Consider the following 19276-nt stretch of genomic DNA (forward strand, 5'->3'; position numbering starts at 1 on the left):
CTCCTCAGCGTTGCAGGCGTTGGATCAGGTGCGCGCGCAGATGACGCGCGCCTTCGTCGGTCAGCGGCGCCAAGGCATGGCGCGCGTGCTCGGGGACATGGGCCGCGGTGTCGGCATCGGCGTGGAAGACGTAATGGCTGAAGATGCCCTCCCACGCCCGCCGCTGCGGCGGCGGCAGGTCGCGCATCGTCAGCAGCGCCAGCATCAGCGCCGCCACCGGCGAGTCCATGTGGTCGGGCGACTGCCGCCACCAGTAGTTGATCAGCGCGTTGAAGCCCTCCAGCGCCTCGACGTGGTGCCACCACATGCTCGGGAGGTAGAGCGCGTCGCCAGGCTCGAGGACCGCGTCCTGGCCCTGCGCGAGCGCCTCGGCGAAGCGCGGGTAGCGCGCGAAGTCGGGCCGCTTCAGGTCGACCAGGCTCACCGGTTGACCGGCCGGCGTGAAGTCGAGCGGGCCCACGTAGAGATTGGGCAGTTGCTCCGGCGGGAACAGCGTGAAGCGGCGCCGCCCCGCGACCACGCAGGCGATGTTGTCGGGCAGGTCGTAGTGCGGGGCGATGCGGCTGCGATTGCCCAGCCACACGCTCACCAGCGGATCGGGATGGCCGACGTCCAGGTCGTTGTGCGCGCGAAAGCCGGGCAGGCAGGTGTCGACCGAGGTCGATCCGACATAGAAGCAGGGCGGCCGCGGATCGCCGCGCAACTCCAGCAGCGCCTCCAGCACTGCCGGCAGCGGCGCGTCCTGGCGGCCGAAGTTGTAGCCGGTGAACTCGTCGTTGTAGAAGAAGCGTCCGTCGATCTCCGGCGGACCGGTCATGATCGCCACCGCTTCGCCGCGCCAGCACTGGCGCAGGTAGTCGACCGCCGCGCGATCGGATCGCCGCGCCGCCTCGACCATTGGCCAATGCGCGACCAGGCCGCGCAGCACGACAGGCTCCGCCGCCTCGAGCAGGCCCTCGGGCAGACGGCCTGCCGCGGCCGCGATCTCGCGGATCGGCTTCACGCGCCTTGGCGGCGATGCCGCTCGATGAGGCCGCGCAGCTGCGACATCGACGCCACCGCCATATAGACGGGCTCGAGGTGGCCGGCGCGCTGGAGCGCGGCCAGTGCCTCGCCGTCGAGCGCGGCCAGGCGCTCTTCATGGATCGCGTGGAAGCCCGCGATGCGCGTGACCGCGCCGTCGTCGGACTCGATGTCCAGCACGAAGGACTCGAGCAGCCGATGCGTCATCAGCGCGTCCATGAATGCCGGCAGCGCCAGCATGCCGTCATGGATCGCGCGCAGCAGCGAGGCGGCGCGCTCCACGTACGCCGTGGGACGGCCGTGGCCGTCGAAGAGCGCGGTGTCGCCGTCCTCGGCCAGGCGCACACGCGGATGCGCGAGGTCCACGTGCAGCTGCAACTCGTCGTTGCCGCCGGGGCCGCCGCCGCGCCCGATCATGAAGGGCTGGCGCTCCACCGACCACGGCAGGTAGTGCGCATCCCAGACCGTGTCCGGTCCGGACTGCGCGAGAAACAGGTTGCGCCCCTCGGCCAGGCCGAAGAGCGCCACCGGATGCAGGCCGCCGCCATCGTCGCGGAAGACGATCGGGTAATGCGCCTGCGCGTTGCGGAACTCCGCGGGAAACAGCGGCGCGCTCATCGCGCCGTCGCCGTAGGCGCTGCCACGGCGGGTCACGACGCGCATCGCGCCATGGTCGCGGCCGTTCAGGAGGACTGTGGTCATGGGGCCAATCGTGGTCGAGCGCGACGCGCCGCGGAAGAGGAGAAGTCTGGAGGCCGGGTCGCCAGAAATGGCCCGGCGCGCGGATCGGTGAGGACGCCGCGCGCCGGGAAACGCCAGGAGACCTTCCGGCGAGCTCAGAACTTGTAGCGCAGGCCCAGCATGTAGCGGCGTCCGGTCTGCGTCACCGAGAACACCTCCTCGGAGGTGCGGCCATGCTGGCGCAGCACCGAGTCGCCCAGGTTGATCACCTCCGCCTGGAAGCTCAGCCGCTCGCTGAAGTTGTAGCCCAGGCTCACGTCCACCTGCGAGTAGGGCTCCGTGTAGATCGGCGCCGAGCGGCCCAGAGTGTTGCCGTCGTTCACGGCCGCCAGGAACTTGTCCCGCCAGTTGTAGGCCACGCGCACGCTGAAGGTGCTGTTCTCGAAGAAGCCCACCAGGTTGGCCGAGTCGCTCAGCCCCACCAGCGCGTACTGCTGGTCGAAGCTCATGTTGTCGTACTTGAGCCCGGACTTGACCTTGGTGTAGTTCGCCGCCACGCCGAAGCCGCTGCGCCCGAACGCGTGCTGCACGTTCAGCTCGAAGCCGCTCAGGCTGTTGGAGCGCGTGTTGGCCGGCACCGTGATCTGGAAGTTGGCGATCGGATCGTCCGGCTGGCCGACGATGTCACCCGTCGCATGGCCGTTCGCGGTCCCCGTCTTCGTCACGCCCGGCTGGCCGTTGAAGTTGTTGAGGATGTAGTCGCGGATGCAGGTGATGTCGCCATTGCACGCGCCGGTCGTCTGCGCCGCCTGGTAGTACTTGCCGCCGATCGGGGTGTGCAGGTTGAACGGGGTCATGTTCACCAGCGTCGACCCGATGTAGTTCGAGATGTTCTTGCGGAAATAGCCCGCCGCCACATAGCTCGACGGCGCGTAGTAGTACTCCAGCGAGAAGTCGATGTTCTTGGACTTCAACGGCTTGAGCGCCGGGTTGCCCTGCGCGCCGGTGCCGCCGTTGATGCGCGCCAGGTCGTTGAGCGTCTGGCCGCCCTGGATCGCGTCCCAGCCCGGCCGGCCCAGCGAGGTGCCATAGCTGGCGCGCAGCTTGAGCTTGTCGGTCAGGTCCGCGTCCCAGTCGATGCTGGGCAGCCAGTACTTGTAGCTGCCGTCCAGCGTCGTGAAGCCGGGCGTGCCCTTCTTCACCGTCAGTTCGTTGTTGGAGCCCCAGCTGATGCCCGTGGCGATCGGCACCAGCGCGCTCGAGGTGACCTTGGTCTTCTCGTAGCGCATGCCGATCGTGGCGCTCATCGGCACCCCCAGCTCCCACTCGCGGGTGTACTCGGCGTAGGCGCTGGTGGACTTCTCGCTGGTGCGGCGGTCGGTGTCGAAGACGTTGGACGCCAGGTACTTGTCGGCCGACAGCGGGCTGTTCGGATCCTTGGCCTTGGCCGCCGCCGCGGCGGCCGCCGCTAGGTCGCGCACCGTGGCGAAATCGAAGGTGTAGAACTTGCTGAACAGGCGCGGATCGCCGCCGCCCGAGATGTTGCCGAAGAAGTTGTGCAGGTTCTGCTGCTGCCAGACGTTGTCGGGATAGTCGGCCTCGCTGGTTGCGCCGCCCCAGGTGTCGAGCTGGACATTGGAATAGGCCGAGCGGTTGCGCACCTTGGACAGGCCCAGGCCGAAGTCCAGCTTGGACTCGTCGCTGATCTTCCAGTTGCCGCGCAGCTGCTGCTGGTCCACCTGCGACTTCATGTAGCTGTTGCGGAAGGACGATCCCGTGACCTTCTGCAGCGCCGGATCGGCCTGGCCATCGATCATCAGGATCGGCAGCTTCTGGCTGAAGTCCACCGTGGTGGTGCCGCGCGTGTAGCTGGCCGTGCCGATGACGTTGTTCGTGCCCCAGGGGCTGTCCGCGCCCGAGGTCGCCGTCGAGTGGTGCGCGTCGAACTCGAAGCGCAGCTTGTCATTGGCCTTCCAGTCGAGGTTGAAGCCCAGCGACTGGTTCTTGTTCTTCACCGCGAAGTCGGCGCCGCCCATGGCGATGTCGGCGGGGTTCTTGGTGGCGTCGATGATTTCGCTGTAGCTCAGCGGCGCGGAGACCGGTCCCTGGGTCCAGGCGCTGGTGGACGGGCCGAAGTTGAACCAGGCCGAGACGTCGTTGCGGCGGGTGTGGATCTTGTTCTGCGATGCGGTGTAGTCCACCGTCGCCACCAGCGACTTGATCGGTGCGAACTGCAGCGTCAACTGGCCGTTCGTGCGCTCCCGGCTCACGCCGTTCATGTTGTAGTTCAGGTTCTGCGGCACCGAGTAGACGTCGGTCGGGCCCGGGCGGTTCGTGATGCGCTCCGAGCCGGGCTGGCCGGCCTGCGGGATCGAGCCCCAGCCGCCCTCGTCGCCCTTGAACGGCAGCCAGCCATTGGGCACGCCGGCGCTGTTGTAGCCCAGGTCCCGCTTCTGGAAGCTGCCGCTGACCGCGATGCCGAACTTGCCGTCCGCGAAGGTCGAGCTGTAGATGCCGGAGACTTCCGGCGTCACGCTGTCGCCCTTGAGGTTGTCCGGCAGCCGCGAGTTGCCGGCGTCATGCACCGCCTTCACGCCGATGCTGGCCACGGTCTTCTTCGTGTCGAGCGGACGCGCGGTCTTGATGTTGATGGTCGCGCCGATGCCGCCGGTGGGCGTGCTGGCGCGGCTGGTCTTGAAGACCTCCAGCGCGGAGATCGACTCCGAGGCCAGGTTGGCGAAGTCGAAGGCACGCGAGTTGGACGGCCCCGTGTCGGCGATCGTCGAGGCCGGCATCTGGCGGCCATTCAGCAGCACCAGGTTGAAGTCGGGGCCGACGCCGCGCACCGTGACCTTGGAGCCTTCACCCATCGAGCGGTCGATCGACACGCCCGAGATGCGCTGCATCGATTCGGCCAGGTTGGTGTCGGGGAACTTGCCGATGTCCTCGGCGACGATGCCGTCGACCACGCCGCGCTGCTGGCGTTTGAGGTTCAGCGAGGTGTCCAGCGATTGGCGGATGCCGGTCACGACGACCGTGTCGATCTGCGCGTCGGCCTTGCGCTGCGCGTCGGAGGCGGGCGCTTCGGGCGCGGCGGGCGCCTGCTGCGCGTGCGCGGCGGCGGCGAAGAACAGCCAGGCGCAGGCGGCGGCCACCGGCTGGCGCTGCGGACCGCGGCCGGGCCGCTGTCGGGTGGGGTGGACGTGCTTCATTTGTCTCCTTGTTCTCTCTCAGTCTTGGCCATGACCCCCCTCGATGGCGGGCCCGAACGATGCAGGGCAAGCTGGCGCCGGTCGCTTTGCCGGACGATTCTGAAAGCGCTTTCAGAATTTATCCGCTTCGGCTCCGGGTCCTCTACTGACTTTCCCTAGCGAGGGATCCGCGCCACAGCGGCGCGGGGTACTGCGGAAACGGGAGCCGCCTTCAAGCGGCGGTGTTGGCGGCGGTGTTGGCGGCGGTGTTGGCGGCCGCGTGGGCCGCGGCGCCGCGCGACTCGAGCGCGCGCGCGTCGGCGTCGAAGGCCAGCGCGTGACTGGCGTCGGCCAGCAGGCGCACCGCGTCTCCGTCGTGCAGCGAGGCCGCCCCGGCGGGGAGCTTCGCGGTGATCAGGCCGGGCAGGCCGTCCACCTTGAGGTGCAGGATCGAGACATCGCCCAGGTGCTCGGCCAGGGCCACGATGGCGGACACGGCGCCGGGCTCATCCGCTGCGGCCAGACGCAGATGCTCGGGCCGCAGGCCCAGGCGCCTGGCCGCCGGCCGCGCGGCGCCGCCGAGCGCGTCCCACAGCTGGCGCGCGGCGCCCGGCGTGTTGGCGTCGGGCCGGTCGATGAGGTTGATCTTGGGCGCGCCGAGAAAGCCGGCGACGAACTCGTTGGCCGGATGACGGTAGAGGTCCATCGGCGCGCCGAGCTGCTCGATGCGTCCCTGGTTGAAGACCGCGATGCGGTCGCCCATCGTCATCGCCTCGACCTGGTCGTGGGTGACGTAGATCATGGTCGTGCCCAGTTGCTGATGCAGCCGCGTGAGCTCGATGCGCATGTCCACGCGCAGCGCGGCATCCAGGTTGGACAGCGGCTCGTCGAACAGGAAGACCTTGGGCTTGCGCACGATGGCGCGGCCGATGGCCACGCGCTGGCGCTGGCCGCCGGACAACTGCCTGGGCGTGCGCTGCAGCAGGTCGGAGATGCGCAGCACCTCGGCGGCGCGGCGCACCTGCTCGTCGCGCTCGGCGCGGCCGACGCCGGCCATCTTCAGCGCGAAGCCCATGTTCTCGGCCACCGTCATGTGCGGGTAGAGCGCATAACTCTGGAACACCATGGCCGCGCCACGGTCGGCGGGACGCAGGTCGTTGGCGCGCCGGCCGTCGATCAGCAGGTCGCCGCCGCTGATCTCCTCCAGGCCCGCGATCATGCGCAGCGTCGTGCTCTTGCCGCAGCCCGACGGCCCGACGAAGACCATGAACTCGCCGTCCCGCACGTCCAGGTCGAGACCCTGGATCACCTCGTGATCGCCGTAGCGCTTGCGGATGCCGCGCAGCGTGACTTGTCCCATGACGGTGCTCCCGTTCAGCCCTGGCGCGCGGCGCGCCGTTGCAGCACGAAGTCGCGGTACGCGAGCGCGCTGTCCTTGGGCGTGCGGCGCAGCGTCGCGTAATCGACGTGCACGATGCCGAAGCGCTTCTCGTAGCCGGACGCCCATTCGAAGTTGTCCATCAGGCTCCACACCATGTAACCGCCCATGGGCACGCCCTGCGCGATCGCGTCGCCGACGGCGGCGATGTGCGTGTCCAGGTAGCGGGTGCGGTCGGCGTCATGCACGCGGCCGTCGGCGCCCACCGGATCGCGGAAGGCCCCGCCGTTCTCGGTCACGTACAGGCGCTTGGCCGCCGGGTAGTCGCGATGCACCGAGACCAGCAGGTCGGTGAGGCCCTGGGGGTAGACCTCCCAGCCCATGTCGGTGAGCTCCAGGCCGCTGGCCTTCGGATCGAAGCTGTTGTCCGCGCTGGCCATGCCGCGCGAGTAGTAGTTGATGCCGACGAAGTCGATGGGCACGCGGATGCGGTCCATGTCGCCGGCCTCGACGTACGGCGCGTCATCGCCCAGGTGCTCGATCACGTCCTGGGGATAGTGGCCGTTGAACAGCGGGTCCATGTACCAGCGGCGCAGCTTGCCGTCCTCGAGCCGGGCCTTGGCGCGGTCCGCATCGGAGTCGGTGGCGGGATACATCGGGGCCATGTTCAGCACGATGCCCAGCGAGGCCTTGAGCTGCAGCTCGCGCATCGCGGTCACGGCCAGGCCGTGGCTGAGCAGCAGGTGGTGCGAGACCTGCGCGGCCAGGCGGCGATCCTTGAGGCCGGGTGCGAAGACGCCGGTCTCGTGTCCGAGCTGCGCGACCACCCAGGGCTCGTTGTGCGTGGCGATCGAGACCACCTTGTGGCCCAGCCGCTTCGCGATGCCCACGGCGTACTCGACGAAGCGCTCGACGGTGGCGCGGTTGCCCCAGCCGCCGGTGTCCTGCAGCGCCTGCGGCAGGTCCCAGTGGTTCAGCGTCAGGTAGGGCTTGAGGCCGCGCGCGAGCAGGCCGTCGACGAGCCGCTCGTAGAAGGCCAGGCCAGCTTCGTTCCAGTCGCCGTCGCCGGTCGGGCGCACGCGCGGCCAGGACACCGAGAAGCGATAGGCCTGCACGCCCAGGTCGCGGATCATGTCCAGGTCCTGCTCCCAGCGCGCGTAGTGGTCGCAGGCGACGTCGCCGCTGCTGCCGTCGGCGATCACGCCGGGCTGGCGGCAGAAGCTGTCCCAGATCGACGGGCCCTTGCCGTCGGCGTCGTGGGCGCCCTCGATCTGGAAGGCGCTGGTGGCGACGCCCCAGACGAAGTCGTCGGGGAAGCGCTTGGCGGAGGCGGTCGGCAAAGGAGAGGATGACATCGGAGCAGGCGTGCTTATGGTTGTTGGAGGGCGGAAGGCGAGAGGCTGAAGGCGCGTGCGATGAGGTGCGAGGCGTGGCGCGTCACTTCACCGCGCCGACGGTCAGGCCCGAGATGAGCTGCCGTGAGCACAGGACGAAGAGCACGATCAGCGGCAGCGTCGCGATGGCGGACCCCGCCATCAGCGCGCCCCATTCGGTGTCGACGGGGCTCTGCAGCGACCGCAGCGCCAGCGGCAGCGTGTACATCTCGGGCGAGCGCATGACGACCAGCGGCCCGATGAAGTTGTTCCAGGACGAGATGAAGGTGATCAGGCCGAGCGTCCCCAGCGCCGGCTTGAGCAGCGGCAGCACGATGCGGGCGTAGATGCCGAGCTCGCCGCAGCCGTCCATGCGCGCCGCCTCGACGAGTTCGCGCGGCACGGCCGAGGTGATGAACTGGCGCATCAGGAAGATGCCGAACGCGCTGGCCGCGCCAGGGATGTAGAGCGCGCGCGGCTGATCGATCCAGCCCAGCAGGTCCATGATCATGAAGCTGGGGATCATGTTCATGAAGCTGGGCAGCAGCATGGTGCCCATCACCAGGCCGAAGAGCGCCTTCTTGAAGCGGAACTCGTACATCGCGAAGGCGTAGCCGCCCATCGAGCAGAACAGCAGCGTCAGCGCGGTGTTGCACACGCCGACGTACAGGCTCAGGCCGAGGTTGCGCCAGAAAGGCAGGCGCTTGGTGAGGATGTCGACGTTGTTCAGGAAGTCGTCGCCGAACCAGAGCGGCGGCGGCAGGCTGAAGATCTCGGTGCGGGAGTGCGTCGCGAAGACGAACATGAAATAGAACGGCGCCAGCATGATCAGCGCGCCGGCGCCCACCAGCAGGTAGGCGGCCCAGGCGGTCATGCGGGGCGGCTGGGCGGCGCGCGGCGCGGCGGCGTCGAAGGGGGCGGGCATCGTGGTGCTCATGGTCGGGCTCGGCCTCAGTCGCCCTTGCGGCGGAAGGCGCGGTTCGTCAGCCACGTCAGCGCGGCCACGATGAAGAACAGCAGCCAGGACATCGCGCTGGCGGCGCCGAAGTCGTTGAAGTCGAAGGCGTTGCGGTAGAGGTAGACCGCGGCGCTCATGCCGGCCTGGTCGGAGCCGCCCTTGCCGCCGGTGAGGATGAAGGGTTCCTCGAACAGCTGCAGGCCGCCGATGACGCTGAGCGTCACGCCGAAGAAGATCATCGGGCGCAGGCTGGGCAGCGTGATGTGGAAGAACTGCTGCAGGCGGCTGGCGCCGTCCATGGTCGCGGCCTCGTAGAGGTCGGGCGGAATGGTCTGCAGCGCGGCCAGGTAGAGCACGACGTTGAAGCCGACGTAGCGCCAGAACACGATCATCGAGATGGCGGGCTTGAGCGCGTCGGGATCGTTGAGCCAGTCGACCGCGGCCTGCGGCACCAGGTGGCCCAGCAGCGGGATCTCGCGCAGCGTGGCCAGGGCGAGGTTGATCAGGCCGTAGTCGGTGGAGAACAGCGAACTGAACAGGATCGCGATGGCGACGGAGGACGTGATGTAGGGCAGGAAGTAGGCCCCGACCATCGGATTGCGCCAGCGCCTGAAGGCCAGGTGCAGGAAGGTGGCGAGCGGGATCGCGACCAGGTGCTGCGGCACGCCCGAGGCGATCGCGAGCCAGCCGGTGTTGCGCAGCGACTTCCAGAACCACTCGTCCTGCAGCGCGAAGGCGAAGTTGTCCAGCCCGACCCAGTGCATCGCGCCCAGGCCGCTGGTCGGTTCCCAGCTGTGGAAGGCCAGGTAGAGCGAGAACAGCAGCGGGAACAGGCCGAAGACGGCGAACAGCAGCAGGAAGGGCGCGAGCAGCGCGTAGGGCGCGTGGCGCGGCGACAGGCGCAAGGCGGGAGGGAGGCGGAAAGTCATCGTCGGATTCCGGATCAGCGGCGGGCGCGTTGCTGGAGCAGCCGCTGCGCGTCGGCGAGCGCGGCGGCGATGTCCTTGTCGCGGTCGAGCACCTTGTCGAGTTCGGTGTCGATGACCTCGCGGGCGAAGGCATCCTGCTTGTGCACCGGGAAGGCGCGGATGTGGGCGGCAGCGGCGCGCCAGTCGCGGCGCGCGGCCTGGCCGCCGAGGAAGGGCAGCGGCTGGTCGTAGAAGGGATCGGTCTGGGCGTCGATCAGCGCGGGGAAGGCGTCCTGCGCCTTGAACGCGGCAAGCTGCTGCGCGCGGTTGGTCGTCATGAAGCGGATGAACTCGTAGGCCAGCGGCTTGCGGGCGGCGTCGCCGTGGCGGGCCATGGCGAAGAAGGTGCCGCCGTAGGCGGCGAAGGCGCCTTCGGGGAGCTGCGCCGCGCGCCACTTGCCGCGCGTGCCGGGGGCGAGCCAGGTGTTGAGGTGGCCCGCGAGCCAGGCGCCCGACATCTGCGTCGCGATGCCGCCGCGCTTGAAGCCCTCGGTCCAGTCGGAGGACCAGGCTGTGACCTTGGCGTCGAGCTGCTGGCGGCGCACGGCGCGCGCGAGCTCGAAGGCGCGGACGAAGCGCGGTGAGGTCACCAGCGGGCGGGAGTCCTTGTCGAAGTAGAGGCCCTCGCCGGGCTGCAGGCCGGTGCGGATGAGGATGTCCTTCATGTCGCGGGCATGAGCCAGAAGATAGGCGCCGGTCGCGGCCTTGAGCTTCGCGCCGGCGGCGACGTAGCCGTCCCAGCTGGCGGTGAGATCGGTCTCCTTCAGGCCGGCTTTGGCGAGCAGGTCGGCGCGGTAGAGCAGCGTGCCGGGGCCGATGTCCGTCGGCACCGCGAGGACGGCGCCGGAGGGCGTCGTCGCCTGGTCGAAGGCGTAGGCGGTGAAGCGGCCGCGCTCGCGGCTGAGGTTGTAAGGGGGCTGGGACAGGTCCTCGAGGCCGGTGCCCTGGGCGAAACGGCCGAGATAGCCGATCTCCAGCGCCATCACGTCGGGCAGGCCCTTGGCGGTGGAGAGGGCCGTGGTCATCGCGGTGTGGTGGTCGTTGAGCTCACGGCTGACGATCTTCACCTCGACGTCGGGATGCAGCGCGTGCCACGCGGGGAGCGCGGAGCGGACGATCTCGTCGATGGCGGGGAACGCAGCGACGGTGAGCGTGGTTCCGGCGAAGGCAACGCCCGACCCCGCCAGGCTCGCGCCGAGGGCCAACGCCACCGCCGACATCCATCGGGGCCACTGCCGCATGCTGTCCGTCTCCGTCGATCGTTGTTATGAAAGCGCTTTCATGATATCGGTGTCAACAGAGGAACGTACCAGGGTTATCGCTAGGAAGGCCGCTGGCCTTCAATCCAGCAGCGCTGCGCGCTGTGAGTCGACGCCCCTCTCCCCTGCCCTCTCCCCGCACGCGGGGCGAGGGAGTTGACTTCGCAGCATTGAGCGTCGAATGACTCCCTCGCTCTACGAGTAGGCAGAGTGCCCAGCATGCAACTCCCTCGCCCCGCTTTGCGGGGAGAGGGCGGGGGAGAGGGGTCTTGGAAGTACGGCAGCGCCGCGAAGCTCAAATCGCCCGTGTGGACGAGCGCGCGATCAGCCGTGGCTCTGGAAGCTGCGCCGTCGGTGTCTTGTCCGCGAGCAGATCCAGCAGCGCCTGCGCGGCGCATCGCCCGAGCTCGAGCCCCGCCTGATGGATGGTGGTGAGCGGCGGAATGCAATGCGCCGCGCCCGCCAGGTCATCGAACCCGACGATCGACACATCCTCGGGCACGCGCAGTCCGCGCCGATAGAGCGCCAGCGACGCGCCGAACGCCATCTGGTCGTTGGCCGCGAAGATCGCCGTGAACGGCTCGCGGCTGTCGATGAGCCGCTCGACCGCCATCAACCCGCTCTCTTCATGGAACATCCCGGGCAGCACCAGCGCCGGCTTGTACTTCACGCCTGCCGCCTCGAGCGCCGCGCGATACCCGCGCAGCCGCTCCTGCGCATCGGGGTGGACCGGGTCTCCGGCGATGAACGCGATCTTGCGATGCCCTTGCGCGAGCAGGTGATGGGTGGCCAGGCGCGCGCCCTCGAAGTCGTTGAAGTTCAGCGAGTACAGCCCCTGCGCCTTCAGCGTCCTTCCGGTGACGACGACCGGCAGCTCCTTCGCGAGCTTGCGCAGCGCCTCGTCGCTGAGCCGGCCGGTGAGCACGATGAGCCCATCGACGCGGCGCGCGCGCAGCGTGTCGATGCAGCGCTGTTCTTCCTTCGCGTTCCAATGCCCGCTGGCGAACAGCGGGATGAAGCCGGCGGCGTCGAGGACCTCCTCGACGCCCCGCAGCGCGACGCCGTAATAGGGGCTGTCGATGGACTGGGTGACGACGCCCACGCTCTGCGAGCGCCCGCCGGCGAGCACGCGCGCGATCGGGTTGGGAACGAAGCCGAGCTCGGCGATGGCTCGGTCAACGGCGTCCTTCTTTTCCTGGCTGACGACGGCGGTGCCGTTGAGGATGCGCGAGACGGTGCTCGGCGAAACCCCGCTCGCTTCGGCGACCATGCCCAGCGTCACCTTGGATGACGGGCGGGCGGTCTTGGTGCTCTTCATGGCGGGATAGCGTTGTCGTGGGCGCGGGCGAGTTTAAGGGACGGGATGCGCGTTCGAAATCCGCGCCTCCACGGCACCCTCGCGCTCGCCGCGTCGGCGGCCTCGCTCAACGATCAGGCGGAGCGGATGAATGAACTCGCGTCGGCGTTCCGATTGAGTTGAGCCGGACCCGCATGGTGAATCTGGTGCACGCCTTGATCACAGCGCCCGCCACAGATTGGCCGTGCCGAGCGCGATGAACACGAGAAACAGCGCCCGCTGGAAAGTCGCCGCGCTGATGCGCGCCCGCACCGCGGCGCCGAGTGCGAGTCCGACGATCGCCGCAGCCAGCGCCACGAGCGGCGGCATCGACAGCAGCATGCCGCCTTCAAACGCGTGCAGCCGCGCGGCCAGCGCGAGCGTCGCGACGGTGAAGGACAGACCGAGCGCCTGGATCATCGTGTCCTTGTCCAGGCGCAATGCCTGCAGGTAGGGCACGAGCGGCAGCACGAAGACCGCCGTCGAGGCGGTGACGAAGCCGGTCGCGAGTCCGGCGGCAAGACCGATCCACCACGCGCCGTGCGAGACCTGCGGGACAACGGGCTTCCAGAGCCCCCAAAGTCCGTAAACGACGAGGATCGCGCCCAATGCGAGCCGCGCGTCGATAGGCGTGATCGCGCTGAGATCCGGTCCCCAGACGGTCGCCGCCGCCATGCCGAGCCAGACCGGCCAGAGCGTGGCCGCGAGCCGCCGCCATGCGGGACCGAGACATTGCGCGGCGTTCGTGACCAGCGAGGGCATCACCTGATGCCTTCGCGCTTCTGGTGCCACTCACCAGTGGATCTACCACCAGATGAAGGTGGCGTCGCGCTGACCTCTACACGTTGCTGTCATTGATGTATCGGACATAATCGTCCGAGAGTTCGCATCACGACTGGCAGCGAATTCATCAGGCGCATCAAGGCACTGGGACGGGCTCGTGATCTGACCGTGCTCTTGGACACAAAGCGCGGCAAGGGCAGTCATCAGCTGCTCTATTTCGGGGCGGCCAGGACTGTGGTCCGAAACCCGAAAGATGAACTGAAGACGGGCACCCTGCACGCCATGTGCTCGCAACTCGGTATTCGAGTCACTGACTTGTGAAGGAGAAAGCCATGGAACGATTTGAGTACGCGGTGCATCTGCAGCCGGCATCGGAGGGAGGCTTTGTCGTCACCTGTCGCGATCTTCCGGAGCTGATCACCCAGGGCGAGGACCTGGAAGACGCATTGAACGAGGCGGCCGACGCGATGGATGAGGTCTTCGCCCTGTATATGTCCGACGGCATTGCATTCCCGCCCGCGACCCGTGCGCGGCGACGTGAGCACATGGTGTCACCGCCCCCGGAGACGGTCGCCAAGGCAGCGCTCCATGCCGCGATGCAGTCGGCAAGTGTGTCGAAGGTGCAGTTGGCGCGCCGCCTCGGGGTGGACGAGAAGGAAGTGCGTCGGCTTCTTGACCCACATCACGCGTCCAAGTTGCCGCGCATCGCAGAGGCCGTGCATCTGCTGGGGCGCAGGCTGGTGATCGGCTTGGAGGAGGCAGCCATGCCGACAGGCCGATGATGGGGCCGTCGTGCCGAACGGCGATCTGAAGCCGCGACGCCGGGCGCTCAGCTTGCCAGGGCGGTTATCGTCCAATCTCAAGTTCGCCTAGCTGCGGTAGCAGATCTTGCCCATGTCCGAGTCCCTCCCCACCCCCTCCCCACCGTTCTTCGTCGTGTTCAACCGCGCCTCGGGCCGAGGGGACCGGGATGAAGTCGGCCCGGCCGTCGAGGCCGCCTGCCGCGCCGCTGGACGCGCCTGCGAACTCCTGCCCGTCGAATCCCCCGACCAGCTCCCGGCCATCGCCAGCGAGGCCGTGCGCCGCGCTCGCGATGCGGGGGGCGTCGTCGTCGCCGCGGGCGGGGACGGCACGATCAATTGCGTCGCGCAGGCCGTGCTCGGCAGCGGCTGCGCCTTCGGCGTGCTGCCGCGCGGCACCTTCAACTACTTCGCACGCACCCACGGCATCCCCGCCGACCTCGACGCCGCGCTGCGCGTGCTGCTCACCGAAACCGCCTCACCCGTGCAGGTCGGCCTGCTCAACGAGCGCGTCTTCATCGTCAACGCGAGCCTGGGCCTCTATTCGCAATCCCTCGAGGACCGCGAGGTCTGGAAGCAGCAGTTCGGCCGCAGCCGCCTCGTCGCCGCCGGCGCCGTGCTCGCCACCATCCTGCGCGGCCATCGCAGCCTCAGCCTCACGATCGAACTCCACGGCCAGCCCCGCAACGTCCGCACGCCGACGGTCTTCGTCGGCAACAACGCGCTCCAGATGGAACAGGTCGGCCTGCCTGAGGCGCGCGCCATCGACGGCGGCTCGCTCGCCGGCGTGATGCTCAAGCCCGTCGGCCGATGGGGCCTGCTGAAGCTGCTCATGCGCGGCGCGCTCGGACGGCTCCGCGACGCCGACCAGATCGTCAACTTCGCCTTCCAGCGGCTCACCGTCCGCCCGCACCGCTTCGGCACCCGCCGCGTGAAAGTCGCCACCGACGGCGAAGTGCTGTGGATGACGCTCCCGCTGCGCTTCGAGGTCGCACCGCATCCGCTGATGCTGATCCGCCCCGATGGGCTCCCGGAAGAGCGGCGTCAGGCTCAGGCCAGCCTCGCGGCGGCGGAATCGGAGGCCGGCGGATGACGGTGGTGCTGCAGGTCTCCGATCCGCACTTCGGCACCGAGCGCCCGATGGCCCTGGCCGCGCTCGAGCGGCTGTGCGCCGACCTGCGGCCAGACCTGGTGCTGGTCACCGGCGACATCACCCAGCGCGCCCGCGCCATCGAGTTCTCGCGCGCAAAGGCCTTCCTCGACAACCTGCGGACGCCCGTTCGCCTGACCATTCCCGGGAATCACGACATCCCGCTCTATGCGCTGCACACGCGTTTCCTGCATCCCTATCAGCGCTACGAACGCGTCTTCGGCCCCGCGCAGGACAGCGAGTTCGAAACCGACGATCTGCTGCTGATCGCGCTCAACACGACGCGCCGCTACCGCCACAAGCATGGCGAGGTGTCACCCGCGCAGATCGAGCGCACGGCACAGCGGCTCGCGCGGGCGCGGCCCGGCCAGGTGCGCCTGATCGCCGTCCATCAACCGGTGGCGGTGACGCGAAGCTCCGACGTCATCAACCTGCTGCGCGGCCACTCGGAGGCCGTGAAGCGCTGGTCGGAGGCCGGCGCCGATGCGGTGGTCGGCGGCCACATCCATCTGCCCTATGTGCTGCCGCTGCACGAGCGCCGGGCGGATCTGCCGCGGCCCGTCTGGGCAATCCAGGCGGGCACGGCGCTGAGCACCCGCGTGCGCGGCGGGATTCCCAATTCGGTCAACGTGATCCGGACCGGCCCCGGCCGGGCCGCGTCCGCCGAACGCTGGGACGTGGACGAGACGGCTGGGCTCTTTCAGCGCGTGAGTTCGACGCCGCTGCTCTGAACCGCGGCGCGCCGCCGGCGAGCCCAGCGTGCGAGCTCGATGCTGACGATGGACACGGTCAGCCAGGCCGAGCCCGACGCGAATCCGGCGAGCACGTCGCTCGGGAAGTGCACGCGCAGGAACACACGGCTTGCGCCCACCGAGAACGCGAGCGCCGCGGCCAGGATCCAGGCCGGCACATGCCAGCGTCTGGGCAACAGCCGGACCGCCAGATAGGCCAGCATGCCCATCGCGATGACGGTGCCGGAGCTGTGGCCGCTCGGAAAACTGAAGCCGTCCTCGGTGAGCCAGTGCGTCGGATGCACCGGACGGGCGCGCTCGAAGACCTGCTTCAGCAGCGGGTTCAGCGCGGCGTTGCCGAGCATCGCCAGCGACCAGCCCAGCGCCAGTCCATGGCGCCGCAGCACCAGCAACAGCAGCGCCACCGTCACCCCCAGGCCGATCAGCGTGTCGCGGTTGCCGACCGTCGTCAGCAGGAAGAAGCCGTGCAACGCGGCATCGGGGACACGGTCGATCATCGCCACGATGAAGGCCTCGTCGAGCTGGCCAAGGGTCTGCTCGGTGTGCAGCGCCTCGGCGATCTCGGCGAACAGCATCGCGCCGCCGGCGAGGAAGGCGAAGCCGGCCGTGAAGCGCAGCAGCAACGCGGCGGGGGACAGCGGCTCTGGCCTGGCGGGCGCGCCGCCGCGGTCGGGCAGCAGCGCGCGCGAACCGATCCAGGCGGTGACGATGACCACGAGCAGCAGCACGCCGTAGACCGTCAGTGCATGCCGCCCGGCAAAGCTGGCGGCGTCGAGAAGGGAAACGGAAAACATGCGCGCATTGTGCGGGGTGACCGTTAACGCGACGTTGGCCTGAAATCACCGGCTTCCCACAGCAGCCACGGATATTTCTTCATCGACCGCCGGTACATCCACTCGAACAGATCGACCGCGACGGACACATCGTTGCGCTCATACACGCCAAGCAACGCGACCACGTGGTCCTGCGGGTCGACGTCGCTGAAGCTGAGCGGCGCGCAGTGGCCTCGCAGCAGCGGCTTGTTGGCGCACAGCCGTCCAGTCCGTTTGTTGCCATCACGGAAGGCCTGCAGGTAAGCGAGGTGCAGCCAGAGGAAGAACGAGGCTTCGACCGGATTGCGGATCGCTGACGCCTTGACGGCGATCTGCTCGAGCATCTCCTGCAACAGCGAGAAGTCCTCGGTCGGCTTGTAGGCCGTGCCTTGGATGTAGATGCCGACGCCACGGACCTTCCCGCGTTGCGCTGCGGGCAGCAGGCCATTCATCAGCGCCTCCTGCACGTCCAGAATCAACTTCAGATCCAAGCGCTCGTCCGGTCGAGATGCCAGCACCTCCAAGGCGTGATGGTGATTGAGCACCATGCGCGCATGCTCGCTCCGTGCCGCCACGCCGTTCTGGAGGTCAGGGCTGAGGCTCAACAGCGCGTTCGACTCCGCGCGGGACAGCGTGCAGCCCTCGAGCTTCGACGAGGACCAGCAGAAGTCCTCGACGAAATCCGTCATCAGGCTGAGCGCCCCGTGGAATTGGCACCGCCCCTTGTCCCATCGCGCCTCCGAATGAAGCGAACTGGCCAGTGACGGCGGCAGCAACGAATCGACGTTGGGCTGGTAGGCGTCGAGGAACTCGCGGCGATAGGGCACGCGGGTACGAAAGTCGACCGGGATCTCCATGAAGTCGAACATCTGGAGCGAGCGCCCGGACCACGCCGGCGCGCCTGGCAGGGACGAGTCATAGGCCGCTTCTGGCTCGGCGACCTCCATCGCCGCCGTCAGCGGCATGTCGAAGAGCAGGTTCATCGCTCACCTCGTTGAGTCAGGGGTGCTTCGTCGTCGCTGGTCAATGCGGCCGGCCCGCGGCGATCCAGCTGTCGATCAGCGGCTCATCGATGTCGAATCGCAAGGCGTGACGAGGCGCCAAGGTCCGGAGCCGTTCCGCCAGAAGCTCGCCGAACTCTCCCGCGTCCGACGGCTCCAGGCACTCGAACGCAATGGCGGCCGCGGCTGAACGCCGCTCCACGACCACCGCGCGGATCACGCGCAGCAGCTCATCCCGGAAGCGGGCGACGCGGGCATCGATGCGCGGCCGCGTCGCAAGCAGGGCGACGTACTTGCGCATCGACCTCCGGTAGGTGTGCACGAACAGGTCGATGGCCATCGAGACATCCTGGCGCTCGTACACGCCCAGCATGGCTCGCCCGTAGTCGACCTCATCGATGCCCTCGAACGAGAGCGGCGCACAGTTGCGCAGAAGGAGCGGCAGGTTGGCGACCACGCGGCTCGTGCGCTTGTTGCCATCGGCGAACGCCTGCAGATACGCGAGGTGAACCCACAGGAAGAAGGCGGCTTCGACCGGGTTGCGGATGGCGGCGGCCTTGGCGAGCACCAGATCGAGCTGGTCCCGGAGCGCATCGCGCCGCTGCTCCGGTTCGAACGCCGCGCCAACGACCTCGACCTCGTGCGACCGGATCCGGCCTTGGTCGAGGCGATCGGACATCAGACCGTCCATCAGCAGGTCGTGGACCGCGAAGACGAACTCCACGCTGAAGCGCTGATTCGGTGCCGCATGGACCAGATACTCGACGGCGTTCTTGTGGTTGATGAGCATCCGCACGTCGTCGTCGTGGGCCGAGCGCGGATCCTCGATCAGCCTGCCCAGGCTGAAGATCGCCTGGCTCTGCTTTCGAGAGAGCGAGTTGCCCTCCAGCCTCGACGACGACCAGGCCAGGTCGAGCACGAACGCCTCCTCGACGGCCCGCGCGAAGGCGCCTCGCGGCAGCGTCTCGTACCAGCGGCTGGCCTGGAACAGCTGGTCGGCCAAGGCCTTCGGCAACAGCGAGGACGCATTGGGCACATAGCGCTCGGCGAGAGACCGGTCGTACCGCGCGGGCGGCCGGTCGGACAGGGAGACGTCCAGCCATGCCTGCAGGCGCAGCGAGGCCTCGGACCAGTCGACCGGCGCGAGGTCGTCCGGGAGATAGGGCGCGTCGGGTTCCGCCGCGCGAAGCCACGCCGGCTCGTGTCCGCCGAAGGGGACGCGCCCCGTGGCCTGAGGCCTCGCCCATCCGCTTTGAATCACTGCATCCATTGCTCACCTCGCTCTTCGGACAACAAGGCGACGATGTTGCGATGCGGATGCGGGCGACCCGGCCAAAAATCAGGTGGCCGCGGCCTGACCTGCGCTCGACTTGACGGACCCCGACTGGCGGAGCCGCTTTGCGACGGGGCGAGGATGTCGCGCGACGACTGCCGCGCGGCGGCCGCGCCACAAAGAAAAAGGCCGGACCTCGCGGCCCGGCCTTTCCTTGCAGGAGCGGACGCTGGTCAGGCGTCCCGAAGAAACCGATCAGTACATCATCCAGCCGTTGCGTGCCACGCGGCGCAGCGAAAAGGCCAGGTCCGGACGCTCGGCCGACTGCTCCTGGGCGGCGCGCAGGACGGCTTCGCGGGGGCGGAGTTCGGCGACGGTGTGCACGGCGCCGACGACGGCCCGGCCGGCGCGCAGCGCCAGGCCCACCAGACGCTCGCCGGCCGCGCTCGCGGTGCGGGCCCGGGCTGCGTCGGCAGCCATCACTTGGACATTCAGCGTGGTGGTGATCATGGCGTTTCCCTTCTTTCTGGAGGCACCG

General features: G+C 68.6%; 17 protein-coding genes. 3 read left to right on the forward strand and 14 right to left on the reverse strand.

Annotated elements, in window-relative coordinates; translation table 11 throughout:
• Nucleotides 1-4: 4 nt before the first annotated feature.
• The 10 genes from ABDW61_RS10375 to ABDW61_RS10420 all read right to left on the reverse strand — a co-directional run bounded on the left by ABDW61_RS10375 (nt 5) and on the right by ABDW61_RS10420 (nt 12929).
• Complete coding sequence (locus ABDW61_RS10375) at nt 5-1003, reverse strand: cupin-like domain-containing protein (RefSeq protein WP_343638422.1); 999 nt, start codon at nt 1001-1003, stop codon at nt 5-7.
• Nucleotides 1000-1725, reverse strand: a complete 726-nt coding sequence (locus ABDW61_RS10380) for a SapC family protein (RefSeq protein WP_343638424.1) — start codon at nt 1723-1725, stop codon at nt 1000-1002. Before ABDW61_RS10380 ends, ABDW61_RS10375 begins: the two co-directional genes overlap by 4 nt.
• A gap of 134 nt (nt 1726-1859) precedes the next feature.
• The gene (locus tag ABDW61_RS10385; protein ID WP_343638426.1) at nt 1860-4916 is read right to left on the reverse strand and encodes a TonB-dependent receptor; all 3057 of its coding nucleotides are present in this window, start codon (nt 4914-4916) and stop codon (nt 1860-1862) included.
• A gap of 211 nt (nt 4917-5127) precedes the next feature.
• On the reverse strand, nt 5128-6255 hold the full coding sequence (locus ABDW61_RS10390) for an ABC transporter ATP-binding protein (protein WP_343638428.1): 1128 nt from the start codon (nt 6253-6255) through the stop codon (nt 5128-5130).
• A gap of 14 nt (nt 6256-6269) precedes the next feature.
• Nucleotides 6270-7628 (reverse strand): GH1 family beta-glucosidase, encoded by a 1359-nt coding sequence (locus tag ABDW61_RS10395; protein WP_343638429.1) that lies wholly within the window; start codon nt 7626-7628, stop codon nt 6270-6272.
• An 82-nt stretch (nt 7629-7710) separates the two neighbouring features.
• On the reverse strand, nt 7711-8583 hold the full coding sequence (locus tag ABDW61_RS10400) for a carbohydrate ABC transporter permease (RefSeq protein WP_343638430.1): 873 nt from the start codon (nt 8581-8583) through the stop codon (nt 7711-7713).
• Between the two features lie 14 nt (nt 8584-8597).
• Complete coding sequence (locus ABDW61_RS10405) at nt 8598-9533, reverse strand: sugar ABC transporter permease (RefSeq protein ID WP_343638431.1); 936 nt, start codon at nt 9531-9533, stop codon at nt 8598-8600.
• Between the two features lie 14 nt (nt 9534-9547).
• Nucleotides 9548-10813: an extracellular solute-binding protein gene (locus ABDW61_RS10410; RefSeq protein ID WP_343638433.1), complete on the reverse strand. Its 1266-nt coding sequence runs from the start codon at nt 10811-10813 to the stop codon at nt 9548-9550.
• Nucleotides 10814-11126: 313 nt separating this feature from the next.
• Nucleotides 11127-12149, reverse strand: a complete 1023-nt coding sequence (locus ABDW61_RS10415; RefSeq protein ID WP_343638435.1) for a LacI family DNA-binding transcriptional regulator — start codon at nt 12147-12149, stop codon at nt 11127-11129.
• Between the two features lie 198 nt (nt 12150-12347).
• Nucleotides 12348-12929 (reverse strand): TSUP family transporter, encoded by a 582-nt coding sequence (locus ABDW61_RS10420; RefSeq protein WP_343638437.1) that lies wholly within the window; start codon nt 12927-12929, stop codon nt 12348-12350.
• A 353-nt stretch (nt 12930-13282) separates the two neighbouring features.
• On the opposite strand from ABDW61_RS10420, the gene ABDW61_RS10425 reads away from it, so the two are divergent.
• From ABDW61_RS10425 to ABDW61_RS10435, 3 genes are all read left to right on the forward strand, one after another.
• Nucleotides 13283-13732 carry a type II toxin-antitoxin system HicB family antitoxin gene (locus tag ABDW61_RS10425; RefSeq protein ID WP_343638439.1) on the forward strand — a complete coding sequence of 150 codons (450 nt, stop codon included), beginning with the start codon at nt 13283-13285 and terminating at the stop codon, nt 13730-13732.
• Between the two features lie 112 nt (nt 13733-13844).
• Nucleotides 13845-14843: a diacylglycerol kinase family protein gene (locus ABDW61_RS10430; protein ID WP_343638441.1), complete on the forward strand. Its 999-nt coding sequence runs from the start codon at nt 13845-13847 to the stop codon at nt 14841-14843.
• Nucleotides 14840-15631, forward strand: a complete 792-nt coding sequence (locus tag ABDW61_RS10435) for a metallophosphoesterase (RefSeq protein WP_343638443.1) — start codon at nt 14840-14842, stop codon at nt 15629-15631. Before ABDW61_RS10430 ends, ABDW61_RS10435 begins: the two co-directional genes overlap by 4 nt.
• Here the strand turns inward: ABDW61_RS10435 and ABDW61_RS10440 are convergent.
• The 4 genes from ABDW61_RS10440 to ABDW61_RS10455 form a co-directional block, all read right to left on the reverse strand.
• Nucleotides 15601-16446 (reverse strand): phosphatase PAP2 family protein, encoded by an 846-nt coding sequence (locus tag ABDW61_RS10440; protein ID WP_343638444.1) that lies wholly within the window; start codon nt 16444-16446, stop codon nt 15601-15603. The two genes, ABDW61_RS10435 and ABDW61_RS10440, sit on opposite strands and share 31 nt — an antisense overlap.
• Nucleotides 16447-16469: 23 nt before the next feature.
• On the reverse strand, nt 16470-17429 hold the full coding sequence (locus ABDW61_RS10445) for a Fic family protein (RefSeq protein WP_343638445.1): 960 nt from the start codon (nt 17427-17429) through the stop codon (nt 16470-16472).
• Between the two features lie 58 nt (nt 17430-17487).
• Nucleotides 17488-18735, reverse strand: a complete 1248-nt coding sequence (locus tag ABDW61_RS10450; protein ID WP_343638447.1) for a Fic family protein — start codon at nt 18733-18735, stop codon at nt 17488-17490.
• Nucleotides 18736-18993: 258 nt separating this feature from the next.
• A complete protein-coding gene (locus ABDW61_RS10455) occupies nt 18994-19248 on the reverse strand; it encodes a hypothetical protein (RefSeq protein WP_343638449.1) in 255 nt (84 codons plus the stop codon).
• Between the last annotated feature and the right edge of the window lie 28 nt (nt 19249-19276).

Origin of the sequence: Roseateles sp. (assembly GCF_039595595.1) — a bacterium.
In the GTDB taxonomy this organism is placed as follows: Bacteria; Pseudomonadota; Gammaproteobacteria; order Burkholderiales; family Burkholderiaceae_C; genus Roseateles.

What these genes read in the sequence shown, in the direction of transcription:
- ABDW61_RS10380 (WP_343638424.1), bottom strand. Translation starts at nt 1,725, where the DNA reads ATGACCACAGTCCTCCTGAACGGCCGCGACCATGGCGCGATGCGCGTC.
- ABDW61_RS10385 (WP_343638426.1), bottom strand. Translation starts at nt 4,916, where the DNA reads ATGAAGCACGTCCACCCCACCCGACAGCGGCCCGGCCGCGGTCCGCAG.
- ABDW61_RS10390 (WP_343638428.1), bottom strand. Translation starts at nt 6,255, where the DNA reads ATGGGACAAGTCACGCTGCGCGGCATCCGCAAGCGCTACGGCGATCAC.
- ABDW61_RS10395 (WP_343638429.1), bottom strand. Translation starts at nt 7,628, where the DNA reads ATGTCATCCTCTCCTTTGCCGACCGCCTCCGCCAAGCGCTTCCCCGAC.
- ABDW61_RS10400 (WP_343638430.1), bottom strand. Translation starts at nt 8,583, where the DNA reads ATGAGCACCACGATGCCCGCCCCCTTCGACGCCGCCGCGCCGCGCGCC.
- ABDW61_RS10405 (WP_343638431.1), bottom strand. Translation starts at nt 9,533, where the DNA reads ATGACTTTCCGCCTCCCTCCCGCCTTGCGCCTGTCGCCGCGCCACGCG.
- ABDW61_RS10410 (WP_343638433.1), bottom strand. Translation starts at nt 10,813, where the DNA reads ATGCGGCAGTGGCCCCGATGGATGTCGGCGGTGGCGTTGGCCCTCGGC.
- ABDW61_RS10415 (WP_343638435.1), bottom strand. Translation starts at nt 12,149, where the DNA reads ATGAAGAGCACCAAGACCGCCCGCCCGTCATCCAAGGTGACGCTGGGC.
- ABDW61_RS10420 (WP_343638437.1), bottom strand. Translation starts at nt 12,929, where the DNA reads ATGCCCTCGCTGGTCACGAACGCCGCGCAATGTCTCGGTCCCGCATGG.
- ABDW61_RS10425 (WP_343638439.1), top strand. Translation starts at nt 13,283, where the DNA reads ATGGAACGATTTGAGTACGCGGTGCATCTGCAGCCGGCATCGGAGGGA.
- ABDW61_RS10430 (WP_343638441.1), top strand. Translation starts at nt 13,845, where the DNA reads ATGTCCGAGTCCCTCCCCACCCCCTCCCCACCGTTCTTCGTCGTGTTC.
- ABDW61_RS10435 (WP_343638443.1), top strand. Translation starts at nt 14,840, where the DNA reads ATGACGGTGGTGCTGCAGGTCTCCGATCCGCACTTCGGCACCGAGCGC.
- ABDW61_RS10440 (WP_343638444.1), bottom strand. Translation starts at nt 16,446, where the DNA reads ATGTTTTCCGTTTCCCTTCTCGACGCCGCCAGCTTTGCCGGGCGGCAT.
- ABDW61_RS10445 (WP_343638445.1), bottom strand. Translation starts at nt 17,429, where the DNA reads ATGCCGCTGACGGCGGCGATGGAGGTCGCCGAGCCAGAAGCGGCCTAT.
- ABDW61_RS10450 (WP_343638447.1), bottom strand. Translation starts at nt 18,735, where the DNA reads ATGGATGCAGTGATTCAAAGCGGATGGGCGAGGCCTCAGGCCACGGGG.
- ABDW61_RS10455 (WP_343638449.1), bottom strand. Translation starts at nt 19,248, where the DNA reads ATGATCACCACCACGCTGAATGTCCAAGTGATGGCTGCCGACGCAGCC.